This is a genomic window from Streptomyces sp. NPDC060366 (assembly GCF_042725135.1).
Classification (GTDB): Bacteria; Actinomycetota; Actinomycetes; order Streptomycetales; family Streptomycetaceae; genus Streptomyces.
Map to the genome: position 1 here is coordinate 773,408 of NZ_JBHXDC010000001.1, position 23,138 is coordinate 796,545.

The window sequence follows — 23,138 nt, forward strand, 5'->3', positions numbered from 1 at the left end:
TCAGCCTTTGGGGCCGCTTCCCGTCAAGACCTTGAGCAGTGCCGGACTCGGATGAGCACCGTTCTTACGCATCTGACCTGCGAACATCACCGATTTGGCGAATTCTGTACGGGTCTGGTGGCGAAAAATAGCCCTTCGGCTCGGGATGGATACCGAACGAACCCCCGTCGCGTGGTCGCGCGACACGGCGAACCGCCCCCCGGCGAGAGGCCGGAGGGCGGTTCGGTGAAGCGGCGGAACCCGTGGGGCGCCGTGGCCGCCCGGTGGGGCGGCGACGGCTACTTGAGCGCTCCCGCCGTCAGACCCGCGACAACCTGACGCTGGAAGATGATGTAGGCGGCGAGCACCGGCAGCATCGCCATCACCAGTCCGGCGAACAGCCCGGAGTAGTCGCCCTTGTAGCCCTGGCTGACCGCGAGCTGCACCAGACCCTGCGAGAGCACCTTCTTGTCCGGGTCGGTGTTGAGCACCGTCGGCAGCATGTACTGGTTCCACTGGCCGAGGAAGTTGAAGATGCCCACGCTGATCAGACCCGGCTTGGCCATCGGCAGCATGATCTGGAAGAACGTCCTGGTGTGCGAGGCGCCGTCGATGATCGCCGCCTCCGCCACCGAGCTCGGCAGCGTCCTGAAGAAGGACGACAGGAAGAACACCGTGAACGGCAGCGAGTAGGCGATGTACACCAGGATCAGACCGTGCGTGGTGTTCAGCAGTCCCATGTTGTTCATGACGAAGAACAACGGGACTAGCGCCAGGATGATCGGGAAGCTCATCCCTCCGATGAAGAGGAAGTAGATGAAGCGGTTCCCGGGGAAGTCGAAGCGCGACAGGACGTACGCCGCCATGGAGCCGAGCACCAGGGTGCCGATCAGCGAACCCCCCACCACCAGGATGGTGTTGAGGAAGTAGTCGCTCATGTGCGCCTGGGTCCAGGCCCGCGACCAGTTCTCGAAGTGGAGCCTGTCCGGCAGCGCCCACGGCGAGCTGAAGATGGAGTTGTCGTCCTTGAAGGAGGACATCACCGCCCACAGCAGCGGCAGAACGACCAGCAGGGCCCAGATGACCAGCACGCCGTGCGAGAAGACGTTGAGGACGGTGCCCTCGCGCTTGTCCTTCTCCGGCGCCGGGGCGACCTTGGTGACCGGCGGCCGGTCCCGCGGCTCCTCGGCCAGGGCGGCGGGAGGTGTGTCAGTGGTCTTCATCAGAACTCCAGCCGCTCGCGCCGGCCCAGCTTCGTCACGACTGCCGCGAAGGACAGCGTCACCACGAGCAGAGCGACACCGATCGTTGTGGCATAACCGGCCTGGGCGTCCCTGAAGGCCGTTTGGTAGACGTACAGCGGCAGGACCGTCGTGGAGTAGTCGGGTCCGCCACCGCCCGGTCCCACGGTCATGATCTGTACGACCGCGAACGCCTCGGCGCCGAGCGCCAGGATGCCCATGTAGATCCAGCCCGCCTGCACCGTGTCCCAGAGCAGCGGAAGCGTGATCTTGAAGAAGGTCGTGAACCGGTCCGCGCCGTCGAGCAGCGCCGCCTCGTAGTAGTCCTTCGGAATGGAGGCCATTCCGGCGGAGAAGAGGACGACGAAGAAGCCGACGGTGCTCCAGACCAGGACTGCCATCACGCACCAGAGCGCGAGATCCGGGTCACCCAGCCAGAGCGGCTGGATGTCGTCCAGACCCACCGCGGAGAGTGCCGCGTTGATGGCGCCGCTCTCCGGGTTGTAGGCGAACTGGAAAAGCAGGGCGACGATCGCGATGGAGAGGACCTGCGGGAAGAAATACGCGATTTTGTAGAAACCCGAACCGCGTACACCCGTGATCGCCGCGCCTTTTCGCTGTCGCCCGCCGACATTGATCATGAAGGCGAGGAACAGGGCGAGGGCGAGCGTCACCAGCGGCAGCAGCAGCACGAACAGCACGCTGTGCTGCAACGACTTCCAGAAGATGTCGTCCTCGAACATCTTCTTGTAGTTGTCGAAGCCCACCATCTTGAAGTCGGAACTCAGCCCCGTCCAGTCCGTGAACGAGTAGTAGATGGACTGGATGAACGGCCATATGACGAAGATCGCGTACAACGTCAAGGGGGTGACCAAGAACCCCACGATGAACCGGTATTTACCGTGCTGCATGGATCCGACCCCGATCTGTGTGCGGATGCCGCCGCTGGTGACGCCTGCTCACTGGTGCTTGTAGTGCTTGATGGACTGGTCCTTCGCGGCGGCATCCGCGTAGCCCTGGATCTTCTTGATGGTCTCGGCGGGGGTGGCGCGCCCGGCCATCATCTCGCCGAGGCCGGCGACACCGATCTGCTCCTTCTGGAGCTTGACGTACCAGTCCTGGATACGCGGGTTGACGACGTTCTCGCCCGCCTTCTCCAGGGTGGCGACGGCCGACTTGAGGCCCGGCGTCAGCTCGATGCCGTCCGTGCCGCCGTTGAGGGCGGTCAGCGACTTCACCTGCGAGGTGAAGTTCTTCGACGACTCCTCGCTGAGCATGATGCGCAGCAACTCCATGCCGCCCTGCGGGTTCTTGGCCTTCTGCGGGACGATGAAGGGCTCACCGCCGGACGCCCAGAGGGTACCGAACGGCAGCTTGTCGGAGGCGTCCATGCTGGACGGCGCGCCGACGGCGAGGTTGAAGTCGGCCGGCATGGTCTTGGCCGCCTCGTTCTCCACCCACGAACCGTTCGGGATGAAGAGCGCCTTGCCCTTGCTCCACGCGGTCTGCGACTGGATGTGGTCCAGGCCGGGGGTGCCCTGGAGGATGTAGCCCTTCTTGAAGAGCTCGTAGTACGCCTCGAAGGCCGTCTTGACCGCCGGGTCCTTCCAGGCGTTCGGCTCCAGGTTGTCGATCTTGTCGAGGACCTCGACGCCACCGATCTTGGCGATCAGCGGGTAGAGCGAGAACGGGATGTAGTACGGGTGTTTGCCCGCGTACGTCCAGCCGGCGATGCCCTTCTTCTTCGCCTTGGCACAGAGCGCGAGCATGTCGTCCCACGTCTCGGGGTACGTCGCGTCGAGGTTCTCCAGGGCCTTCTGCGAGTACCAGACGCCGTACACCGTGTAGGCGTAGTACATGATCCAGACGGGGTCGCCGTCGAACTGGCCCATCTCGACGATGCCGGGGCGCAGGGTGTCGCGGACCTTCTTGGCCGGGTCGTCGTACGACGGGGCGTCCATCAGCGCGGTGAGGTCGGTGAGCTGCTTCTTGCCGACCAGGACGCCCATGTCCATCTGCTCGGCGCCGGAGTTGTCGATCAGGTCCGGCGGGGTGCCGCCGTTGAACCTGGGCTGGAGCGTCGACTGGATCTTCTCGGTGGCCGCGTGCTTGACCTTCGGGGCCTTCGGGAAAGCCTTGTTGTACCGCTTCTCCGCGTCGATGGCGTACTGCTCGCCGAAGCCGCCGTTGAAGATGACGACGTCGAGCTGTGCCGTCTCGTTGGCTCCGAGGGGGTTCTTCGCCGAGGTCTTGCCCTTCTCGACCTTCTCGTCGCCGCCGCTGTCGCTGCTCGCGCAGGACGCCAGGAAACTCATCGTCGGCACAGTGATCAGGCCGACTGCGGCTGAACGCTTGATCAGATCGCGACGGCCAAGGCCCTCATTGCTGTGAGCGGAGGTGGATCCCATGCTCAAGTCCTCGCCTTCTCCAGGACTCAGGCGGTGTACCGGTCGCCCGTCCTTCTCGCCTGAGGCAGAAGGGCCCCGCCACCGCGGTCAAATGAAGCTGGGTCGTGCAGGATTGTGGTGCTGATTGCCGTGCGCGTGTCGTGCGTCTTGTCGTGCGTGAAGCGTGGTGCGTGATTACAGCAGGGACGGCCCGAATGGATGTCGGCGGGGTGCTTCGCGGCACCCAACCGTCCCCCGTCTCCCGGCCCTTCGCCGTTCGAAACCTGGCGAGGCGGACGCCGACAGGTATAGTCCACTTCAGGTCGACTGAGCAAGATCGAAAGCAGGTTTGGGCGGGAGTCTTTCCCTAGTTGAGACCTGGGACGGGTTTCAGCGGCCTCGTGCGGCATCCGTACGGATCTCGCCGCATTTACCGGATCGCGTGCGTCGCGATATCCGGACCACTCGCGCGCTCTCGGCGCGGGCACTCGCACGCTCTCGAAGTGGCCAGTTGTGTGCACATTCCACGAATCACTTCGGGCAGAATGGCCGGTTCTCGTCATCTCACTTCGGCAACACCCTTGACAGCTTGCACCTCTTGTACCACTACTTAACCCGCGCATCATTTTTGACAACGTTGTCCATCATGCTTCCGGAAGAGGAAGGCTCGGGATGCAGCGCACACCTAGACCTCGGCTCACGCAGCGCCGCAACGCCGCCCTGCTGGCTGTGTCTTCACTGCTCGTCGTCACCGCACACTCGGCGGCCGTAGCACAGCCCTCGAAGGCCGACGCCGCCAAGGACTCGTTCGCGTCGTCCTTCGAGGAGGGCGACGCGCAGCCGGACTGGCGCAATATGGTCGATACCGGACCTGACGGCCAGAAGCGATCCTCCGGCGTGAACGGCGAGTTCAACGCCGGCATCCCGGGCAATGTCACCGACCGGGTCGTGGAGCTGCGCGCCAGCGACGAGAACGCGAACTCCGGCGAGGGCAAGGAGAACCTGGTCGACGTCCAGTCCAGCACGAAGTGGCTGGCCTTCGAGTCGACCGCCTGGGTCGAGTTCGACCTGGACACACCCGTCAAGGTCCTGACCTACGCGCTGACCTCGGCGAACGACCACGCCGAGCGCGATCCGAAGGACTGGACGCTCAAGGGATCGACGGACGGGAAGGACTGGAAGACCCTCGATACCCAAGTGGACCAGACCTTCGGCGAACGATTCCAGACAAAGTCATACGACTTCGACAATTCCACCGAGTACGCGCACTACCGGCTGGAGATCACGAAGAACAACGGCGCCGGCGACGCCACCCAGCTCGCCGACGTCCAGTTCTCCGACGGCGACACCACGACGCCGCCGCCCGCCGATATGCGCAGCCAGGTCGACGGCGGCCCCGGCGGCTCCCCCACGGCCAAGTCCAACGCCGGATTCACGGGCAAGCGCGCGCTGGAGTACGCCGGTTCGCACAAGCCGGAGGGCCGCGGCTACTCGTACAACAAGGTCTTCGACGTCAACACGCCCGTGCGCGCGAACACGGAACTGTCGTACAAGATCTTTCCCGCCATGCCGGAGACCGACCTCAACTACCCGGCCACGAACGTCTCGGTGGACCTCGCCTTCACGGACGGCACCTACCTGAGCGACCTCAAGGCTCTCGACTCGCACGGCGGCCTGCTGTCCCCGCAGGGCCAGGGCGCCGCGAAGCGCCTGTACGTGAACCAGTGGAACGCCGTCGCCTCCCGGATCGGCTCCGTCGCCGCGGGCAAGACGGTGGACCGGATACTCGTGGCGTACGACTCCCCCAAGGGCCCGGCGAAGTTCCAGGGCTGGGTGGACGACATCGCGCTGGCGGTGAAGGCGCCCGAGAAGCGCCTCGCGCATCTCTCGGACTACGCGTCCACCACGCGCGGCACCAACTCCAGCGGTTCCTTCTCGCGCGGCAACACCTTCCCGGCCACGGCCGTGCCGCACGGCTTCAACTTCTGGACGCCGGTGACGAACGCGGGGTCGACGAGCTGGCTGTACGAGTACGCGCGCGACAACAACGGTGACAACCTCCCCACCCTGGAGGCGCTGTCGGCGAGCCATGAGCCGAGCCCCTGGATGGGCGACCGGCAGACCTTCCAGCTGATGCCGTCGGCGGCCGGCGGCACGCCGGACGCGTCGCGCTCCGAGCGCGCGCTGCCGTTCCGCCACGAGAACGAGATCGCCAAGCCGCACTACTACGGCGTGACGTTCGAGAACGGTCTCAAGGCCGAGATCACCCCGACCGACCACGCGGCGGCGATGCGGTTCACGTATCCCGGTGACGACGCGAGCGTCGTCCTCGACAACATCACCAACGCGGGCGGGCTGACCCTCGACGCCGAGAACCGGTCCTTCACCGGCTACTCCGACGTCAAGAGCGGTCTGTCGGCGGGCGCCACACGGCTGTTCGTGTACGGCGTCTTCGACTCCGCGGTCACCGACAGCGGAAAGCTGCCGGACGGCGGCGGCAAGGACGTCACCGGCTATCTGCGCTTCGACGCGGGCCAGGACCGCACGGTCAACCTGCGGATCGCGACCTCGCTGATCAGCGTCGACCAGGCGAAGAAGAACCTGGCGGACGAACTGCCGGCCGACCTCGGCTTCGAGCGGGTCAAGAAGAACGCGCAGCGGGCCTGGGACGACATCCTGGGGAAGGTGGAGGTCGAGGGCGCGAACAAGGACCAGCTCACGACGCTCTACTCCAGCCTCTACCGGCTCTACCTGTATCCCAACTCCGGTTTCGAGAACACGGGTACGAAGAAGAAGCCGCGGCAGCAGTACGCGAGCCCCTTCGTACCGAAGATGGGCACCGACTCCCCCACGCACACGGGCGCGAAGATCGTCACGGGTGAGGTGTACGTCAACAACGGCTTCTGGGACACCTACCGGACCACGTGGCCCGCGTACTCCTTCCTGACGCCGAAGAAGGCCGGGGAGCTGGTGGACGGCTTCGTCCAGCAGTACAAGGACGGCGGCTGGATCTCCCGCTGGTCCTCCCCCGGCTACGCCGACCTGATGACCGGCACCAGTTCGGACGTGGCCTTCGCGGACGCGTATGTGAAGGGCATCGACTTCGACGCGAAGGCGGCGTACGAGGCGGCGCTGAAGAACGCGACCGTGAAGCCGCCGAGCGCGGGCGTGGGCCGCAAGGGGATGGAGACCTCGCCGTTCCTCGGCTACGCCTCCACGGAGACCCATGAGGGCCTGTCGTGGTCGCTGGAGGGTTACCTCAACGACTACGGCATCGCGAAGATGGGCGAGAAGCTCTACAAGGAGACGGGCAAGAAGCGGTACAAGGAGGAGTCCGAGTACTTCCTCAACCGCGCGCAGAGCTACGTCTCGCTCTTCGACAAGGAGGCCGACTTCTTCCAGGGCCGCAATCTGAAGGGCGACTGGCGGGTCCCGAGCGACAAGTACGACCCGCGGGTGTGGGGTTACGACTACACCGAGACGAACGGCTGGGGCTACGCCTTCACCGCGGCGCAGGACTCGCGCGGTCTCGCCAACCTCTACGGCGGGCGGGCCGGTCTCGGCGACAAGCTGGACGAGTACTTCGCGACACCGGAGACCGCGGGCGCGGAGTTCGTCGGCTCGTACGGCGGCGTCATCCACGAGATGACCGAGGCGCGGGACGTCCGGATGGGCATGTACGGCCACTCGAACCAGGTCGCGCACCACGCCACGTACATGTACAACGCGGCCTCGCAGCCCTGGAAGACGCAGGAGAAGGTCCGCGAGGTGCTCGGCCGCCTCTACACCGGCAGCGAGATCGGGCAGGGCTACCACGGCGACGAGGACAACGGCGAGCAGTCGGCCTGGTACCTCTTCTCCGCGATGGGCTTCTACCCGCTGGTGATGGGCAGCGGGGAGTACTCGGTGGGCTCACCGCTCTTCACGAAGACGACGGTGCACCTGGAGAACGGCAAGAAGCTCGTCGTCTCCGCGCCGAAGAACAGCGACAAGAACATCTACGTGCAGGGCCTGAAGGTCAACGGCAAGGCGTGGAAGTCCACGGCGCTGCCGCACGACCTGCTCGCCAAGGGCGGCACGCTTGAGTTCGACATGGGCTCGAAGCCGTCGGCGTGGGGCACCGGCAAGGACGCGGCGCCGGTGTCGATCGCGAAGGACGACAAGGTGCCGTCGCCGCGGAGTGACGCGGTGACCGGCGCGGGTGCGCTCTTCGACAACTCGTCGAAGACGGCGGGCCCGGCGGACGGCGAGGTGGAGCTGCCGGTGTCGTCGGCGACGAAGGCGGTCCAGTACACGCTGACGTCGTCCACGGCGGAGAAGTCGCCTGGCGCCTGGGAGTTGCAGGGCTCGGCGGACGGCGAGACCTGGAAGACGCTCGACGAACGGTCCGGCCAGTCCTTCGACTGGGACCAGCAGACTCGCGCGTTCACGGTGACGTCGCCGGGGTCGTACGCGAAGTACCGGCTGGTGACGGAGGGTCAGGCGGAGTTGTCGGAGGTGGAGTTGCTGCGGTAGCGGGGTGACCTGAAGGGTTCCCGGCGTACGACGAAGGGGCCGGGTCCCGCGCGATTCACGCGTGGGACACGGCCCCTTCGTCAACTGCCGTCCGCCAGGGTCTGCTCGCGGATCGGGCTGTTTGCGGCTCGGGTTACTGGCCGGCCCGCCTACTTGCGGATCAGGCTGCGGAGCACGTACTGCATGATCCCGCCGTTGCGGTAGTAGTCCGCCTCGCCCGGGGTGTCGATGCGGACCACCGCGTCGAACTCCACGCCCGTGTCCGTCGTGACCTTGACCGTCGCCGGTGTCGAGCCGTCGTTCAGCGCGGTGACGCCCGTGAAGGTGAACGTCTCCTCGCCCGTCAGGCCGTACGACAGCGCCGACGCGCCCTCCGGGTACTGGAGCGGCAGCACGCCCATGCCGATCAGGTTCGAGCGGTGGATGCGCTCGTACGACTCGGCGATGACGGCCCTGACGCCGAGCAGCGCCGTGCCCTTCGCCGCCCAGTCGCGGGACGAGCCCGAGCCGTACTCCTTGCCCGCGAGGACGACCAGCGGGGTGCCCGCCGCCTGGTAGTTCTGCGAGGCGTCGTAGATGAAGGAGACCGGGCTGTCCGCCGCCGTGAAGTCGCGGGTGTAGCCGCCCTCCGTGCCCGGCGCGATCTGGTTGCGCAGGCGGATGTTGGCGAACGTGCCGCGGATCATGACTTCGTGGTTGCCCCGGCGCGAGCCGTAGGAGTTGAAGTCACGCCGTCCGACGCCGTGCTCCGTCAGGTACTTGCCCGCCGGGGTGTCCGCCTTGATCGCGCCGGCCGGGGAGATGTGGTCGGTGGTGACCGAGTCGCCCAGCATGGCGAGCACGCGCGCGCCGGTGATGTCGGCGACCGGGGTCGTCTCCATCGTCATGCCCTCGAAGTAAGGGGGCTTCCGTACGTAGGTGGACTCCGGGTCCCACTCGAAAGTGTTGCCGGTCGGGATCGACAGCGCCTGCCACTGGGCGTCGCCCGCGAAGACGTCCTGGTAGGACTTGTTGAACATGTCCTCGCCGATGGCGGAGGCGACGACCTCGTTGACCTCGGCCTCGGTCGGCCAGATGTCTTCGAGGTGGACGGGCTTGCCGTCCTGGTCGACGCCGATCGCGTCGCGCGTGATGTCGACCTTCATCGAGCCGGCGATCGCGTAGGCCACGACCAGCGGCGGGGACGCCAGGTAGTTCATCTTGACGTCGGGGTTGATCCGGCCCTCGAAGTTACGGTTGCCGGAGAGGACCGCGGCGACGGCCAGGTCGTTCTCGTTGACCGCCTTGGAGATCTCCTCGTCCAGCGGGCCCGAGTTGCCGATGCAGGTCGTGCAGCCGTAACCGACCAGGTTGAAGCCGAGCTTGTCGAGGTACGGCGTGAGGTTGGCCTTGTCGAAGTAGTCCGTGACGACCTTCGAGCCCGGCGCCAGGGTCGTCTTGACCCACGGCTTACGGGTCAGGCCCTTCTCGACGGCCTTCTTCGCGACGAGCGCGGCGGCGACCATCACGTACGGGTTCGAGGTGTTGGTGCAGGACGTGATCGCGGCGACGGTGACGGCGCCGTGGTCGATCTCGTACGTCGATCCGTCGGGCGTGGTGACCAGGGTCGGGCGGGTCGGCACACCGTTGGCGGAGGCCGGCGAGTCCGAGGCCGGGAAGGACTCCTTGCCCGCCTCCTCGTCGTCCGTCACGTAGTTGCGCACGTCGAGCGCGAACTGCTCCTTGGCGTTGGCCAGGACGATGCGGTCCTGCGGGCGCTTCGGGCCGGCGATGGACGGGACGACCGTGGCGAGGTCGAGCTCCAGCTTCTCGGAGAAGTCGGGCTCGGCGGCCGGGTCGAGCCAGAGGCCCTGCTCCTTGGCGTACGCCTCGACCAGCGCGAGCTGCTGCGCGTCGCGGCCGGTCAGCTTCAGGTACTTGATGGTCTCGTCGTCGATCGGGAAGATCGCGGCGGTCGAGCCGAACTCCGGCGACATGTTGCCGATGGTGGCGCGGTTGGCGAGCGACGTCGCGCCGACGCCCTCACCGTAGAACTCGACGAACTTGCCGACGACGCCGTGCTTGCGCAGCATCTCGGTGATCGTGAGGACGAGGTCGGTAGCGGTGGTGCCCGGGGTCAGCTCGCCGGTCAGCTTGAAGCCGACGACACGCGGGATGAGCATCGAGACGGGCTGTCCGAGCATCGCGGCCTCGGCCTCGATGCCGCCGACGCCCCAGCCGAGCACACCGAGGCCGTTGACCATGGTGGTGTGCGAGTCGGTGCCGACGAGGGTGTCCGGGTACGCCTGGCCGTTGCGGACCATGACGGTGCGGGCCAGGTGCTCGATGTTGACCTGGTGGACGATGCCGGTGCCGGGCGGGACGACCTTGAACTCGTCGAACGCGGTCTGGCCCCAGCGCAGGAACTGGTAACGCTCCTTGTTGCGGCCGTACTCCAGCTCGACGTTCTGCGCGAAGGACTCGGGCGTGCCGAACTTGTCGGCGATGACGGAGTGGTCGATGACCAGCTCGGCCGGGGCCAGCGGGTTGATCTTCGCGGCGTCACCGCCGAGCTCCTTGACGGCCTCACGCATGGTGGCGAGGTCCACCACGCAGGGCACGCCGGTGAAGTCCTGCATGATCACGCGGGCCGGGGTGAACTGGATCTCCTGGCTCGGCTGCGCCTGGGAGTCCCACCCACCGATCGAACGGATGTGGTCGGCGGTGATGTTCGCGCCGTCCTCGGTGCGGAGCAGGTTCTCCAGCAGCACCTTCAGGCTGTAAGGGAGGCGCGCTGAGCCCTCGACCTTGTCCAGCCTGAAGATCTCGTACGACTCGTCGCCCACGCGCAGCGTGCTGCGGGCGTCGAAGCTGTTCGCCGACACGACAGTCTCCTTCATGAATGTGCGCGTACTACCGCGCCGCGACGCATGTGCGGCTGACGCCGCGCGGTGCCGCCAACGGGCTGCTCGCCGATCCGCTAAGGTAAGGCTTAGTTAGGCTCGCCTTACTGCCTGGCGGCTGCGGTACGCCTTCGGCAGATATCTCGATGTCGAGATAACTCTAGTACATGACCGCTGCGAGGTCATGCCCGGGAGACGTTTTCCGCTGCCACGGGGCCGACTCACCGCGCGTCGCCCCGGCTCCTCGCCGCCTCTACTACTGCTGCTGCCGCTACTTGAGGACGCGGTACTTGACGTGGGTGGCGCCGGGAGTGTCCACCACGCGGATCGGTTCGAGGTCGTGCGCGTCCGTGCCGAGGTTGTCGAACAGCCGGAGACCGGCGCCGAGCAGCGTGGGGATCACATGCAGTTGGAGTTCGTCGACGAGGTGGGCCTTCAGATACTGCTGGACGGTGTGGGCGCCGCCGGCGATGTCGACGTTGCGGCCCCCGGAGACGGCCTTGGCCTGGTCGAGCGCGCTGTGGATGCCGTCGGTGACGAAGGTGAAGCTGGTGCCGCCCTGCTTGACGAGGGTGGGCCCCGGCCGGCTGGTCAGGACGAAGACCGGGGCGCGGAACGGCGGGTCTTCGCCCCAGAAGTCCGCCCCGGAGTCGTACATCAGCCGTCCCATGACCACGGCGCCGGTCGTCTCGAACCACTCGCGCATGATGTCGGAGTCCTGGTCGGTCTCACCGCCGCTCCGGCCCGTGCGCTCACGCCAGCTGGACTGGGCGTGGATCCAGCCGCCGATCCGGTCGGCGCCGTGGCCCGCCGGGTTGGCGACGCTGTGGTCGGTGCCGGCGATGTAGCCGTCCAGCGACATGACCATGTCGGCGGTGACGGTGACCGTCATGAGAGTGCTCCTGCCTGTCGGTGCCGCGTTCGCGTTCCCGCGCGTCCGCGCTGTCGAAAGGGCGTCGATCGGCCGCCGTTCTCGACACGGACCGCCGGCCGCATCGAGTGACCCGCGCCACTCCTCGCGGCGCGCGTCCCTGGACGTCGACCCCGTCGCGGAGCGGCCGGGAGCACCGTGATCACAGGCTCTGCGTCCGGCCCGAAGCCAGCACGGCGAGCGACCGCTCCAGTCTCGCCGCCCTGACCTCCGGGGTACGGGCGGTCATCAGCCGCAGCAGCACGCGGTACCGGGTCGATCTGTCCAGCCGTTCGAAAGTCTCCCGCGCCCGGCTGTCGCCCTCCAGCGCGGCGGTCAGGTCGGGCGGCACGGTCGCGTTCTTCTGCGACTCGTACGCCGCGTCCCACCGGCCGTCCGCCTGCGCCGCCCGGACCTGGGCGAGGCCCGGCTCGCGCAGCCGCCCGGCCTCGATGAGCGTCTCGACCCGTCCGACGTTGACCTTCGACCACACACTCCTCGGCCGACGCGGCGTGAACCTCTGGAGGTAGTGGTCCGCGTCGTACGACCTGGCCTGGCCGTCGATCCAGCCGAAACAGAGGCCGGCTTCGACGGCGGCCGGATAACTGACGGCCGCCCGGGGGCAGTTCTTCTTGCCGATCTTCAGCCAGACTCCGGACTGAAGCGTGTGGTGGTCCGCCAGCCACGCCTCCAGCTCGGCGCCGTCCGCGAACGCGAGGATTTCCACTCCGTCGATCGATTCCATACGGCCACGCTAACCACCATTCAGGTCGGATCACGTCCTAGATGGACCGAACGAGCGGCGCCCGGGTCGACCATGTCCGCCGTCGGCGCCTCGTGACGCTCCGTCAATGTTCGGCATCGGCATACATGCATGGGCGGCCACGGGAAACCCGTACTCCCAACAGGACTTCACCCGGTCCGACTTGAGGAGAACACCGTGCCGATCACATTCCGTAAGAGCATCCGCATCCTGCCGGGCGTACGGCTCAACATCAACAAGCGGTCGTGGTCCATCACCAGTGGCGGCGGGAAGGGGCCGCGGCACACCACGAGCAGCACCGGCCGACGGACCACGTCGATGGATCTGCCCGGCCCCTTCGGCTGGCGCAAGACCACAACCAAGCGCCGCAGCCGCTGAACCCGCCTGTTGAACCCGTCCGGCCGTACCCCGGTCGCCGAACACCGCGGGCCGGGCCAGGATGGAGAACGTGGCACTCACAACGTGGCGCGTACACGCGTCGACCTCCCGGCGATCCTCCCGGCGGCGGGCCCGCGCGGCAGGGACTCCACGAATGGCGCACCCCATCAGCTCTCTCATCTCACATATGAGATAACCTGGCGCCATGGCAGACGACTACCTCGTACGCATCGGCAAGCTCATCCGTGACGCCAGACAGCACCGGGGCTGGACACAGACACAGCTTGCCGAGGCACTGGCCACCAGCCAGAGCGCCGTGAACCGCATCGAACGCGGCAACCAGAACATCAGCCTTGAGATGATCGCGCGCATCGGTGAGGCGCTCGACAGTGAGATCGTGTCGCTCGGATACTCCGGGCCGATGCACCTTCGAGTGGTCGGCGGACGCCGGCTCTCCGGCTCCATCGACGTCAAGACGAGCAAGAACGCCTGCGTGGCACTGCTCTGCGGCTCGCTGCTCAACAAGGGGCGCACGGTCCTGCGGCGGGTGGCGCGCATCGAGGAGGTCTACCGGCTCCTCGAAGTGCTCAACTCCATCGGTGTACGCACCCGTTGGATCAACGACGGCATGGATCTGGAGATCGTGCCGCCGGCGGAGCTGGACATGGCGGCCATGGACGCGGACGCCGCCCGTCGTACCCGCTCGATCATCATGTTCCTCGGCCCGCTGCTGCACCGCATGGACAACTTCCTGCTGCCGTACGCGGGCGGCTGCGACCTCGGTACGCGCACCATCGAGCCGCACATGATCGCGCTGCGCCGCTTCGGCCTGGACATCACGGCGACCGAGGGGCTGTACCACGCGGTGGTCGACCGCTCGGCGTCGCCCGACCGGCCCATCGTGCTGACCGAACGCGGTGACACGGTCACGGAGAACGCGCTGCTGGCCGCCGCCCGGCACGACGGTGTCACCGTCATCCGTAACGCGTCGTCGAACTACATGGTCCAGGACCTGTGCTTCTTCCTGGACGCGCTCGGCGTAAAGGTCGACGGCGTCGGCACCACCACGCTCACCGTGCACGGTGTGCCGAGCATCGACACCGATGTGGACTACTCCCCCTCCGAGGACCCGGTCGAGGCGATGAGCCTGATCGCCGCCGCCGTGGTCACCGAGTCGGAGCTGACGATCCGCCGGGTACCGATCGAGTTCCTGGAGATCGAGCTCGCGGTGCTGGAGGAGATGGGCCTGGACCACGACCGTACGCCCGAGTACCCGGCGGACAACGGCCGTACGCGGCTGGTGGACCTGACCGTACGGCCCTCGAAGCTGGAGTCGCCGATCGACAAGATCCACCCGATGCCGTTCCCGGGCCTGAACATCGACAACGTGCCGTTCTTCGCGGCGATCGCCGCCGTCGCGCAGGGCACGACCCTGATCCACGACTGGGTCTACGACAACCGCGCCATCTACCTGACGGACCTCAACCGCCTCGGCGGCCGGCTCCAGCTCCTGGACCCGCACCGGGTCCTGGTGGAGGGCCCGACCCGCTGGCGCGCGGCGGAGATGATGTGCCCACCGGCGCTGCGCCCCGCCGTGGTGGTGCTGCTGGCGATGATGGCGGCGGAGGGCACGTCGGTGCTGCGCAACGTGTATGTGATCAACCGCGGTTACGAGGACCTGGCGGAGCGGCTGAACTCGGTGGGCGCGCAGATCGAGATCTTCCGCGACATCTGACCGCCAAACGCCGCCACCCCTTCCCGACCGGGTGAAACGCCGGTCGGGAAAGGGCAGCCGCGCGGATGGCGGTGATGTTCCCGCCGCAAGGCCGCCCCTGGGGCCACTTGTGACGAACACTCGACCTGCGATTGAACCCAATTGCCCGAGGGTTCGTTCTGCCGGGGCCGTACTACGCGTGTTCCGGCAGTCGGCCGGTGTAGTGGCGGATGTCGTCGCCGTCGCCGCCGAGGCTCACCGCCCACGCGGCCAGCGTCCCGGGTGAAGGGGCGCCGGCCAGCACAGCGGCGGCCAGGCCGGGCGGTCCGCCGGCGTGCCCGGTGACCTCGTGCCACTGCTCCGGGCGCATCGCCAGGTATCGCAGCCCCGGTATCCCGGCGATCACCTCGAGATCGCGCACCTCGGCGCGGGACAGATCCAACCCGTACAGCCGGGGACAGTCCCGCAGCGGTGCCAGTGAGACGGGCTCGGCCGACCGTACCGTCACGGCTGCCAACGTACGGTGCCCGGCCAGCGGCACCAGCTCCGCGTCGCAGGTCACAAGCACGTGGTGCACGGGGGCCTCGGCCGCCGTGTCCGCGTCGTCCGTTCCGCCGTCCGCACCATCGGCGGTGTCGCCGTGGCGCACGGGCAGCGCCGTCTCGATCCACAGCTGCTCGGTGGCGGCATCACACTTGTAGTCGCCACGCTCAAGCGCCGCCAGTTGCAGCCGCAGCAGATCAGTAACCGAGTCGGCCACGTACACGGGGCCGTCGTCGTGGTGCGTCCCCACCCGGATCACCTGACCCGGACGCCCGCCCTCGGCCGGGTCCATGTCCACCGCCAGGAAGTCACCACCGGTGCTCTCCGCGAAGATGATCCAGCCGGGACGGTCGGCCGAGGCCCGCACCCTGGCGTGCGGCAGACCGTCGGAGCGCGCTGAACCCAGTGCGTGGCGCTTCCAGGTGCCGCCCGCTGCCCACCAACGGTCCGCGTGATGCCAGGAGACCACCTCGCCCAGGCTCTGCCAGGGATGACGGTCGAAGAGCCCGGAGCCGTCGTCGCCGTCGGCCACGGCGTACAGCGCCCGCAGATCGTCCGGGAGCCGCACGCCCAGGGCACGCTCGAGGTCCTCGATCTCCCGGGCCTCCCGGGGAGCGGGCAGTACATCTTCGAAGCGCTCAAGACGCCCTGGCTCCCATCCGAAGATCTCGGCCCGCTTGCGCAGGTACGCCCGCAGCAACCGCACCGCCTCCCGCGGGTCCCCTGACTGGGTGGGGTTCGCGGGGCCGGCCTGGAGATCACCTGCGTCCGGCGGCCGGATGCCGGGCCGCAGGACATAGACGTAGCCCGCCTCTCCGGGCGTCCCGCCCGACCGCCGTACGATCGCCCGGCTGGTCACCGCATCGAAACGGCCGTCGGGATGCACCACCAGGTCGATGGCCAGCTCACCGCTACCGGTGTCGTCCAGCTCGCAAACCCGCTTCAGATACTCGGGCGTTCGCATGGATCCGGGGCGCGACCTGCCGTCAGCGAGAACATTGACCACTCCCTGACCGCCCGTACCGTGCAGGTCGGCATGAGCGCTGATCGACGCCCGCTGCCAGCCCTTGGGCGCCCCCTTGGCCATGCTGCGCGCCATGCGCTGCAACAGCGCGGCGATTTCCGGGTTCTGCGGACCGGTCATGCGGCTCCCTTTCGCCAGTCGGTCACATCGGCCTGTGTACGACCCCATTGCAGCATCGGCCACCGACAACGGACCCAGGTCCGTTGCCGATGGAGGAGGCAGGGTCGCTCGCCCTCTTGACTGCCGCTCAGCTCGTGGTAATTAGTTGAGAGCGCTCTCTGTCGTGGACATGATCAGGAGGAACCTGATGTCTCCTACGCGATGGCTCGCCGGCATCGTCTCCCTCGGGCTCGTCGGCACATTTGTCTTCGGGCAAGTGACCGCTGCCGGACCCGCCCAAGCGGTCGGCGCGGTGACGGGCGATCAGCCGTCCACGCTCGGCCGCCCCCTCGTCGGCGGCGCCGATCCCAGCGTCATCAAGGTCGGCGACCTCTATGTCTCCGCCAAGTCCGTGGACGGCGGCATCGCGGTGCGGTCGGCGTCCACCCTGGAGGGCGTCGCCACCGCGCCCAAGCACCAGGTGTGGCGGGACACAGCCAACCTCGGCGAGGTCTGGGCCCCGGAGATCGTGCACCACGACGGTCAGTACCGCATCTACTTCGCCGCCGGCACCGGCGCGGCCCACCGGACCTACCACATCAGCTCGGCCAGCCCGGACACCGGCTACTCCGCCGCCACCAAGGTCGCCCTGCCCGACGACAAGTGGGCCATCGACGGAGTGCCGTTCACCTTCGGCGGCCAGCGCTGGTTCGTGTGGTCCGGCTGGGCCGGCGACACCAACATCGAGCAGAACCTCTACATCGCCCGGATGAGCAGCCCCACCACGACAACCGGCGGCCGCTACGTCGTATCGCAGCCGCGCGAGCCGTGGGAACGGGTCGTGGGCAACCCGTACATCAACGAGGCACCGCAGCCGATCGTCGACCCCAGCGGGCAGCTGCACATCGTGTACTCCGCGAACGGCAGCTGGAGCAACCAGTACTGCATCGCCGACCTGCGGCTGAGAGCCGGGGGCGATCCGACGTACGTGTGGGACTGGTACAAGAGCAACGGCTGCCTCTTCGGCTCGCACGCCTCGACCATGATGTCGGGCTGGGACCCCACGCTGAACGTCGACGGTCCCGGCCACCACACGTTCGTCCTGCCCCGCGGCGACGTCGCCGCCGGCCCGCCGTCCGGCAACCGGTTCCCGACCATGTTCCACGCGGTCGCCAAAGGCACGCCGTACTCGTGGGCCAACCGCTACTGGTACACCGGCACCGCCGTCTGGTGGGGCAACACCACCTACCGCCGGGCCAACGTCCCCGGCGCCACCAGCACCGTCGGATTCAGCCTCAAGTTCTTCGAATGAGCGTTGCCGCCAAGCTGCTCGCAGCGCAAGGTGCCTGACGGCGAGTCAGGATCTCACGGCGTGTAGATGGCGTCGCTGCCGTAGAGCTGCCTGGTGAACGCGGAGACGTCGGCGCTGCGATCGGAGCCGTCGAGGTTGTACGTCAGATAGACGCCGTACCCCTCGCTGACGGTACGGCGGGCCAGGTCGGCGGCCGTGCTCTGCGAGGTCCGCCCGATCTCGACGGCCGCCGGCGACAGCTTCGACTTGGGCAGTGCGATACGGGGGACCTGCCAGCTGCCGTAGTACGGGTTCCACGCGTAGTCGAACTTGGAGGAGAGGTCGACGCCGCCGTAGGAGAGCCGCGAGGCGGCCGGGCCGATGTTGTAGAGGCTGATGATCTTGTCCGGCATGTTCGCGCGCAGCGCCGTCACCAGGTGCACGAACGAGCTGTCGTTGGGCTGGCCGGTGCCGTTGTTGCCGTACGCGGCGTACTCGTCGTCGAAGTCGATGCCGTCGAGGCCGTACCTCGAAACGGTGTCCGACAGTTGCCCGGCGAACGCCGAAGCCGCTTGCTGAGTGGGGAAGTTGGCGAAGCCCGCGCCCTGGTGGTTGCCGAGCACCGAGAGGACGACCTTGATGCCCTTCTGCTGCAACGGCCGTATCTGCGTGGCGGCGTTGTCGAGGACCCGTTGCACGTTCTCGTTGAAGTGCAGATACGCCGTCTTCGTGCCCGTGTCGTAGTTGATGTTCGCCGCGAAGATCACGGCGACGTCGAAGACGTTGTCGCCGCCGGCGAGGGTGTACTTGCCGACGTTGAGCATGCTGTGGTTGTTCACCTCGACGTACGCCACCGAGATCGGCCCCTGTTTCGCGGGAACGGGAGCCGCCGCGGCGTCGGTCGCGCCGGTCGTGGTGGTCGTGCCGAAGGCGAGGGCCGCGACGGCCGAGAGCGCCAGCGCGGCCGTCCGTACTCTGTTCCGTACGAGAGTGAACATCGCTGATCGGTCTCCCATCGCGAGGGCCGGCGCCCGGCCTGTTCGAAAGCGCCGAGTGAGCCCTCCAAGCTTTCCGCCCCCGTCACCGAATCCCGGGAATCTCGTACGAACTCTCACGACTTCCACGTACATCCCACCGCAACACCACACCTGCGCAAGGGAGTTGGTATGTCCGCAGGGACCGGTCGGCGTCAACCGACGGTGAAACGGGCCGCCTTCGTGTCGAGCGTCGTGGAGTCGTCACCGGCGCGGGCCAGCACCGCGACGTGCCAGAGTCCGCGCGGGGATTCGGCGGCGTCGGCACCGGTGACGGCGAGGGTGTAGGTGCAGCGCACGGTGTCCTCACCGGAGGGCTCGCACTTGGCGGGCTCGGCGGTGGCCATGTCCTTGGTGGTCAGTTCCTTCTTTGTGAACGACGAATCCGCCGGCCACGCAAGGACCTTGACGTCCGAGACACCGGAGGACGCCGTCGCGTCGGTCGTGAAGACCAGCGAGCCGTCACGGTCGCCGTCGGGGGCCGTGTAGCGGGCGGTGCTCTGGGCCAGAGTGGGCGGCCGCTCCCCTGCGTACGCGAGAGCGAACGTCCCCGCGCCTCCCAGCACGGCGACCGCGGCGGTCACGGACAGAATAACGGTACGTCGGGACATAAGAGGCTCTCCACCATCGTCGCAGCGGTGTCGCAACCGGCGTTCTCTGCGCCGCCGGTGCGTCGATACTCGCCCCGCGAGGCCGCACCCGGCATGAGTACCGACACTCAAACCGACTGAGTTGAGGCGGCTGTTGACCGGCAGGAACCTCGAACGGCAGTCGCGCGGTGGGGCGGCCGACAGGCGCGTCCCTGCCGCGACATCCGACCGGCCGCCCCTACCGGCCCAGGTCGCGCAGGATCTCGCGGGCCGCCCGGGCCCCGGAGGCCAGCGCGCCCTGGACCGAGCCGGTCGTGCGGTGGTCACCGCACACATAGCGGCCCGGTGCGACGCGGGAGGAGCGGGTGAGCGGCTGGGGAGGCGGCATCGCGGGCAGCGCCTCGGGGACGGTGCGCACCGTCAGCAGGTTCCAGCCCGACGTGTCCCTCTCGTACGCCTCCGAGAGCGCGTCCCGCAGGGCGCTCTCCCGGCCCTGCGTGTCCTCGCCGAGGACGGAGGTGGCGACGAGCGAGGAGCCGGCCGGCGCGTAGCCGGGCACCACCTCGCTCAGGACGCAGCTGTTGAGGAAGCGCAGACGCGTGTCGGTCAGCAGCGTCGGCTCGGCCAGGGGCGGTGTGGGCGCGGCGTGGAAGTAGGTGGTCACGACGCGGTAGGGCGGCATGTCGAGGCCGGGCAGCAGACGCGACGCGGGACCCGGCCCGGTCGCGACGACCACGGTGTCCGCCGGCCTCTCGGTGCCGTCGGCCAGCAGGACGCCGTCGTCGGTGAGCCGGTCGACCGGGGAGTCGAACCGTACGGTGTGCGCGGGCAGAGCGTCGGCCAACTGCCGTGGCACTTCGCCGATTCCCTCCGACGGCAGGCAGAGCGTGCCACGCAGCATGCTGCGCCACACCAGGTGGAAGACGCGGCTGGAGGTCTCCAGGTCGTCTTCGAGGAACACGCCCGACAGGAACGGCCGGAAGAACAGTTCGGTGAACTCCTCGGAGATGCCGGCCGCCGCGAGGGCGGTCCGCGTCGTGTGGTCCTCGGCGCGCTTCAACGGGCCCACGGGCCCGAGCATGTCGCGGCCGGAGAGCACGCCGAGCGCGAGCAGGTCACGCGGCCCCGCCGGTCGCGCGCCGAGCAGGCTCTTGACCGTGCGGGGCGCGCGGGTGGGGTCGGCGAAGTGGAAGCGGCCGCGGTCGGTGTGGACGAGAACGCCCGGTGTGAAGGGGCGCAGACGCAGATCGCGCAGTGCCAGACGGCGTTTCGCCTGCGGGTAGGAGGTGTTGAAGACCTGGAAGCCCCGGTCGATCACATAGCCGTCGACCCGGTCGGAACGCATGCGCCCGCCGACGCCGTCCGACGCCTCCAGTACGCCGACGTTCAGACCGGCCGCGAGCAGATCGTGCGCGCAGGCCAGACCGGAGAGGCCCGCTCCGACCACCAGGATTTCGGGGGCGCCACGGGATGCGGGCATGGGGAGGACCGTCCTTCGTCTCGGGTGCCGCGCGGCCGGGCGCGCCGTGCGGTGTCGGTTCCACGTGTCAGGTGTCAGGTGTGCGGGTCGGACGGCGTGCTTCGTACATTTCGCGCTGAAGATGCGGGTGGTGCGGCTGGTGCGGGCGATACGTGCGGGAAGGTTCTTGTCCGGCCCCCTCGCCGCTCCTCCTTCTCTTCGGCGTCCGGGCCCGGCGGCATGAGCGCGGCCCGTTCGGCGCCGTAGTGCGCGGCCAGCGTCACGATCGCTTCGCGCAGTCCGTGGACGCGCGCCAGTCCCGGCAGCGGGGGCCCCGCCCATCCCGGCCCGGCGAGCACGACCTCGGGGCCGGCGCGCGCTCCCTTCACGCCCCAGCTGCCGGCGGCGATGTGCTGTGCCAGCGGGCGGCTCGCGGTCGAGCGGGACTGGGACCAGAGCACCACGGCGCGGGGGCCGATGCGCCGGGCGGCGTCGACGAGCGCCGTCACCGGTACGGCGGCGCCGAACATCCTTGTGGGCAGGCCGAGTTCGGCCAGTGCGGCGGTCAGTGCCTCGATGGGGAGGGTGTGCTGCTCGCCCGGGACGCAGGCCAGCATCACCGGCCCGACGTCGGTCCGCAGGGGCGGGGCGGCCGGTACGCGGCGCAGGGCCGACGAGATGTGCCACGACAGCAGATGCTCGACCTCGACGTACTTGTCACCGGCGGACGCCCACTTGCGGCCCACCGCGCGCAGGGTCGGCATCATCACGTTCTCCCAGGCGCGGACCAGGCCGTACTCCTGGACGAACGAGGTGAGCAGTTCCTCCATGACGGGCGCGTCCAGGCGTACGGCGGCGCGTGACAGGCCCCGGCACTCCAGCCGGACGTCGCCGAGCGGCAGCGTGCCGTCGCGCCCCGGCCGCCGGAGGGCGGGGGACGGCGTCCGGGAAGGGGGCGGGGGTGGTGCCGTGGACCGGAGGAGGACCGCGCGGGCGGCCTCGGCGGGTGGCACCCCGGCGGCGGTCAGACGGCACATCTCTTCGAGCATCGCCACGTCACCGGGTGTCCAGCGGCGGTGCCGGCCGTCCTGGCGCGCGGCGGGCCCGAGGCCGTAACGCCGGTCCCACGAACGCAGCGTGGTCGGTGAGACACCCAGCCTGCGTGCCACGGCACCGGTGGAGACGCCGACGTCGTCCGGTGCCTCGCGCGAGGCGTAGGGGTTCTCACAGCCGGACTCGACCTCGTGCATCGACTTGCTCATTCGATCACTTTACGAGCGGACTCGACCACGCTGCGTGAGTGGGTGGTAACCACGCGGCGACTCTGACAAGGGTGGCGACTCCGGGGCAATGCGCATCGTTTGTGCATCACCTGACGGGCCCAGTCGACGCACAAGCGACGCGGGCACGGAAACGGGCGGGCCGCGATGTCATCACGGAGCGATTCGGCAGGCGCCCGCGGGCCAGTGGTGCGAAGGGACGGGGCCGCTTTCCGGCCGGCGCCGGGCCCGCGCACGCGCCGCTGTCACGAAATGCCCGGTTCGCGAGCCCGTGCGACCGTGAGTGATGTCGTTCGACCGGACGGCAGAAGCAGGACAGGGCCGGACGGTGACCCCGCCCGTCCGACGTTCCCGCTCTCCCCCGCAGGAGGAGTCCCCCATGAACATCTCCCGCAACCCCCGCGGTCCTCGATCCTCGCGCGGCTCCCACGCCCGCCGTGCGGCGGTGGCTGCCTGTGCCGCCGTGGTCCTGCCCGTGTCGATGGGAGTGCTGGCACCCCAGGCCTTCGCGAACACCACCGCGACGGATCCGTTCGGGCCCCAATGTTCGTCCCTTCCCCAGAAGGGAGCGGGCAGCGCCGCGTCCATGGCCGCACAGCGGGTGGCGACCGCCGCGGCCCAGAATCCCGAACTGTCCGCACTGGCGGCGGCGCTGCGGCAGGCCGGACTGGTGGACACGCTCAACAACGCGAAGAACGTGACGGTGTTCGCTCCGACCAACGCCGCGTTCGAGAAGATCCCGCAGGCGGATCTCGACGCGCTGCTCGCGGACAAGACGCAGCTGACCAAGGTCCTGACCTATCACGTGGTCGACGAGAAGATCAGCAAGTCGCAGCTGTCGAACGGGACGTTCACGACGCTGGAGGGCAGCACGCTCTCGACGTCGGGTTCCGGCTCGTCGTTCAAGGTCAACGACACGGCGAAGATCGAATGCGGCGGCATCACGACGGCCAACGCCACGGTCAACCTCGTCGACACGGTCCTGATGCCGAAGTAGGCACCTGTCACGGCCCCTTGGGCCCCGTCTTCCCCGCCCGACGGGAGAGCGG

16 protein-coding genes are annotated in these 23,138 nt (G+C 68.2%); 5 read left to right on the top strand and 11 right to left on the bottom strand.

The features are described 5' to 3' along the window. Positions 1-278 precede the first annotated feature (278 nt). The 3 genes from ACFWHU_RS03295 to ngcE are packed head-to-tail and all read right to left on the bottom strand — an operon-like array spanning position 279 to position 3,628. Positions 279-1,202, bottom strand: a complete 924-nt coding sequence (locus ACFWHU_RS03295) for a carbohydrate ABC transporter permease (RefSeq protein ID WP_385794370.1) — start codon at positions 1,200-1,202, stop codon at positions 279-281. After that, positions 1,202-2,131, bottom strand: coding sequence for a carbohydrate ABC transporter permease (locus ACFWHU_RS03300; protein WP_385794367.1), 930 nt, complete (start codon positions 2,129-2,131; stop codon positions 1,202-1,204). Before ACFWHU_RS03300 ends, ACFWHU_RS03295 begins: the two co-directional genes overlap by 1 nt. A 48-nt stretch (positions 2,132-2,179) precedes the next feature. After that, positions 2,180-3,628 (bottom strand): N-acetylglucosamine/diacetylchitobiose ABC transporter substrate-binding protein, encoded by a 1,449-nt coding sequence (ngcE, locus tag ACFWHU_RS03305; RefSeq protein ID WP_385794365.1) that lies wholly within the window; start codon positions 3,626-3,628, stop codon positions 2,180-2,182. 651 nt (positions 3,629-4,279) lie between these two features. Here ngcE and ACFWHU_RS03310 point away from each other — a divergent pair. Further along, on the top strand, positions 4,280-8,122 hold the full coding sequence (locus ACFWHU_RS03310; RefSeq protein WP_387223557.1) for a GH92 family glycosyl hydrolase: 3,843 nt from the start codon (positions 4,280-4,282) through the stop codon (positions 8,120-8,122). A gap of 149 nt (positions 8,123-8,271) precedes the next feature. On the opposite strand, the gene acnA is transcribed toward ACFWHU_RS03310, so the two are convergent. The 3 genes from acnA to ACFWHU_RS03325 form a co-directional block, all read right to left on the bottom strand. After that, the gene (gene acnA, locus ACFWHU_RS03315) at positions 8,272-10,986 is read right to left on the bottom strand and encodes an aconitate hydratase AcnA (RefSeq protein ID WP_385794360.1); all 2,715 of its coding nucleotides are present in this window, start codon (positions 10,984-10,986) and stop codon (positions 8,272-8,274) included. Between the two features lie 289 nt (positions 10,987-11,275). Then, the gene (locus tag ACFWHU_RS03320) at positions 11,276-11,896 is read right to left on the bottom strand and encodes a dihydrofolate reductase family protein (RefSeq protein WP_385794357.1); all 621 of its coding nucleotides are present in this window, start codon (positions 11,894-11,896) and stop codon (positions 11,276-11,278) included. Positions 11,897-12,077: 181 nt separating this feature from the next. Continuing rightward, positions 12,078-12,659: a YdeI family protein gene (locus tag ACFWHU_RS03325; protein WP_385794354.1), complete on the bottom strand. Its 582-nt coding sequence runs from the start codon at positions 12,657-12,659 to the stop codon at positions 12,078-12,080. Between the two features lie 195 nt (positions 12,660-12,854). Here ACFWHU_RS03325 and ACFWHU_RS03330 point away from each other — a divergent pair, with 195 nt between their 5' ends. Both ACFWHU_RS03330 and ACFWHU_RS03335 read left to right on the top strand, forming a co-directional pair. Next, the gene (locus ACFWHU_RS03330) at positions 12,855-13,055 is read left to right on the top strand and encodes a DUF4236 domain-containing protein (RefSeq protein ID WP_147875161.1); all 201 of its coding nucleotides are present in this window, start codon (positions 12,855-12,857) and stop codon (positions 13,053-13,055) included. A gap of 205 nt (positions 13,056-13,260) precedes the next feature. After that, on the top strand, positions 13,261-14,790 hold the full coding sequence (locus ACFWHU_RS03335; protein WP_385794351.1) for a helix-turn-helix domain-containing protein: 1,530 nt from the start codon (positions 13,261-13,263) through the stop codon (positions 14,788-14,790). 172 nt (positions 14,791-14,962) lie between these two features. Here ACFWHU_RS03335 and ACFWHU_RS03340 read toward each other — a convergent pair whose 3' ends face one another. Further along, a complete protein-coding gene (locus ACFWHU_RS03340) occupies positions 14,963-16,456 on the bottom strand; it encodes an SMI1/KNR4 family protein (RefSeq protein WP_387223560.1) in 1,494 nt (497 codons plus the stop codon). A gap of 187 nt (positions 16,457-16,643) precedes the next feature. On the opposite strand from ACFWHU_RS03340, the gene ACFWHU_RS03345 reads away from it, so the two are divergent. After that, positions 16,644-17,747 carry a glycoside hydrolase family 43 protein gene (locus ACFWHU_RS03345; RefSeq protein ID WP_387223562.1) on the top strand — a complete coding sequence of 368 codons (1,104 nt, stop codon included), beginning with the start codon at positions 16,644-16,646 and terminating at the stop codon, positions 17,745-17,747. Between the two features lie 53 nt (positions 17,748-17,800). On the opposite strand, the gene ACFWHU_RS03350 is transcribed toward ACFWHU_RS03345, so the two are convergent. The 4 genes from ACFWHU_RS03350 to ACFWHU_RS03365 form a co-directional block, all read right to left on the bottom strand. Further along, a complete protein-coding gene (locus ACFWHU_RS03350; RefSeq protein ID WP_385801678.1) occupies positions 17,801-18,724 on the bottom strand; it encodes an endo-beta-N-acetylglucosaminidase H in 924 nt (307 codons plus the stop codon). A gap of 191 nt (positions 18,725-18,915) precedes the next feature. Continuing rightward, a complete protein-coding gene (locus ACFWHU_RS03355; RefSeq protein WP_387223564.1) occupies positions 18,916-19,371 on the bottom strand; it encodes a DUF5707 domain-containing protein in 456 nt (151 codons plus the stop codon). Positions 19,372-19,588: 217 nt separating this feature from the next. Continuing rightward, positions 19,589-20,830, bottom strand: coding sequence for an NAD(P)/FAD-dependent oxidoreductase (locus tag ACFWHU_RS03360; RefSeq protein ID WP_387223566.1), 1,242 nt, complete (start codon positions 20,828-20,830; stop codon positions 19,589-19,591). A gap of 74 nt (positions 20,831-20,904) precedes the next feature. Continuing rightward, entirely contained in the window at positions 20,905-22,071 is a 1,167-nt protein-coding gene (locus tag ACFWHU_RS03365) for a MerR family transcriptional regulator (protein ID WP_387223568.1), read from the bottom strand. Between the two features lie 397 nt (positions 22,072-22,468). Here ACFWHU_RS03365 and ACFWHU_RS03370 point away from each other — a divergent pair, with 397 nt between their 5' ends. Further along, a complete protein-coding gene (locus tag ACFWHU_RS03370) occupies positions 22,469-23,086 on the top strand; it encodes a fasciclin domain-containing protein (RefSeq protein WP_385801670.1) in 618 nt (205 codons plus the stop codon). Positions 23,087-23,138: the final 52 nt, after the last annotated feature.

Bases quoted from the DNA above. Each gene is read 5' to 3' on its own strand.
- ACFWHU_RS03310 (WP_387223557.1), top strand. From the start codon at position 4,280: ATGCAGCGCACACCTAGACCTCGGCTCACGCAGCGCCGCAACGCCGCC.
- ACFWHU_RS03350 (WP_385801678.1), bottom strand. From the start codon at position 18,724: ATGTTCACTCTCGTACGGAACAGAGTACGGACGGCCGCGCTGGCGCTC.
- ACFWHU_RS03340 (WP_387223560.1), bottom strand. From the start codon at position 16,456: ATGACCGGTCCGCAGAACCCGGAAATCGCCGCGCTGTTGCAGCGCATG.
- ACFWHU_RS03335 (WP_385794351.1), top strand. From the start codon at position 13,261: ATGGCAGACGACTACCTCGTACGCATCGGCAAGCTCATCCGTGACGCC.
- ngcE (WP_385794365.1), bottom strand. From the start codon at position 3,628: ATGGGATCCACCTCCGCTCACAGCAATGAGGGCCTTGGCCGTCGCGAT.
- ACFWHU_RS03360 (WP_387223566.1), bottom strand. From the start codon at position 20,830: ATGCCCGCATCCCGTGGCGCCCCCGAAATCCTGGTGGTCGGAGCGGGC.
- ACFWHU_RS03365 (WP_387223568.1), bottom strand. From the start codon at position 22,071: ATGAGCAAGTCGATGCACGAGGTCGAGTCCGGCTGTGAGAACCCCTAC.
- ACFWHU_RS03295 (WP_385794370.1), bottom strand. From the start codon at position 1,202: ATGAAGACCACTGACACACCTCCCGCCGCCCTGGCCGAGGAGCCGCGG.
- ACFWHU_RS03370 (WP_385801670.1), top strand. From the start codon at position 22,469: ATGAACATCTCCCGCAACCCCCGCGGTCCTCGATCCTCGCGCGGCTCC.
- ACFWHU_RS03355 (WP_387223564.1), bottom strand. From the start codon at position 19,371: ATGTCCCGACGTACCGTTATTCTGTCCGTGACCGCCGCGGTCGCCGTG.
- ACFWHU_RS03300 (WP_385794367.1), bottom strand. From the start codon at position 2,131: ATGCAGCACGGTAAATACCGGTTCATCGTGGGGTTCTTGGTCACCCCC.
- ACFWHU_RS03345 (WP_387223562.1), top strand. From the start codon at position 16,644: ATGTCTCCTACGCGATGGCTCGCCGGCATCGTCTCCCTCGGGCTCGTC.
- ACFWHU_RS03325 (WP_385794354.1), bottom strand. From the start codon at position 12,659: ATGGAATCGATCGACGGAGTGGAAATCCTCGCGTTCGCGGACGGCGCC.
- ACFWHU_RS03320 (WP_385794357.1), bottom strand. From the start codon at position 11,896: ATGACGGTCACCGTCACCGCCGACATGGTCATGTCGCTGGACGGCTAC.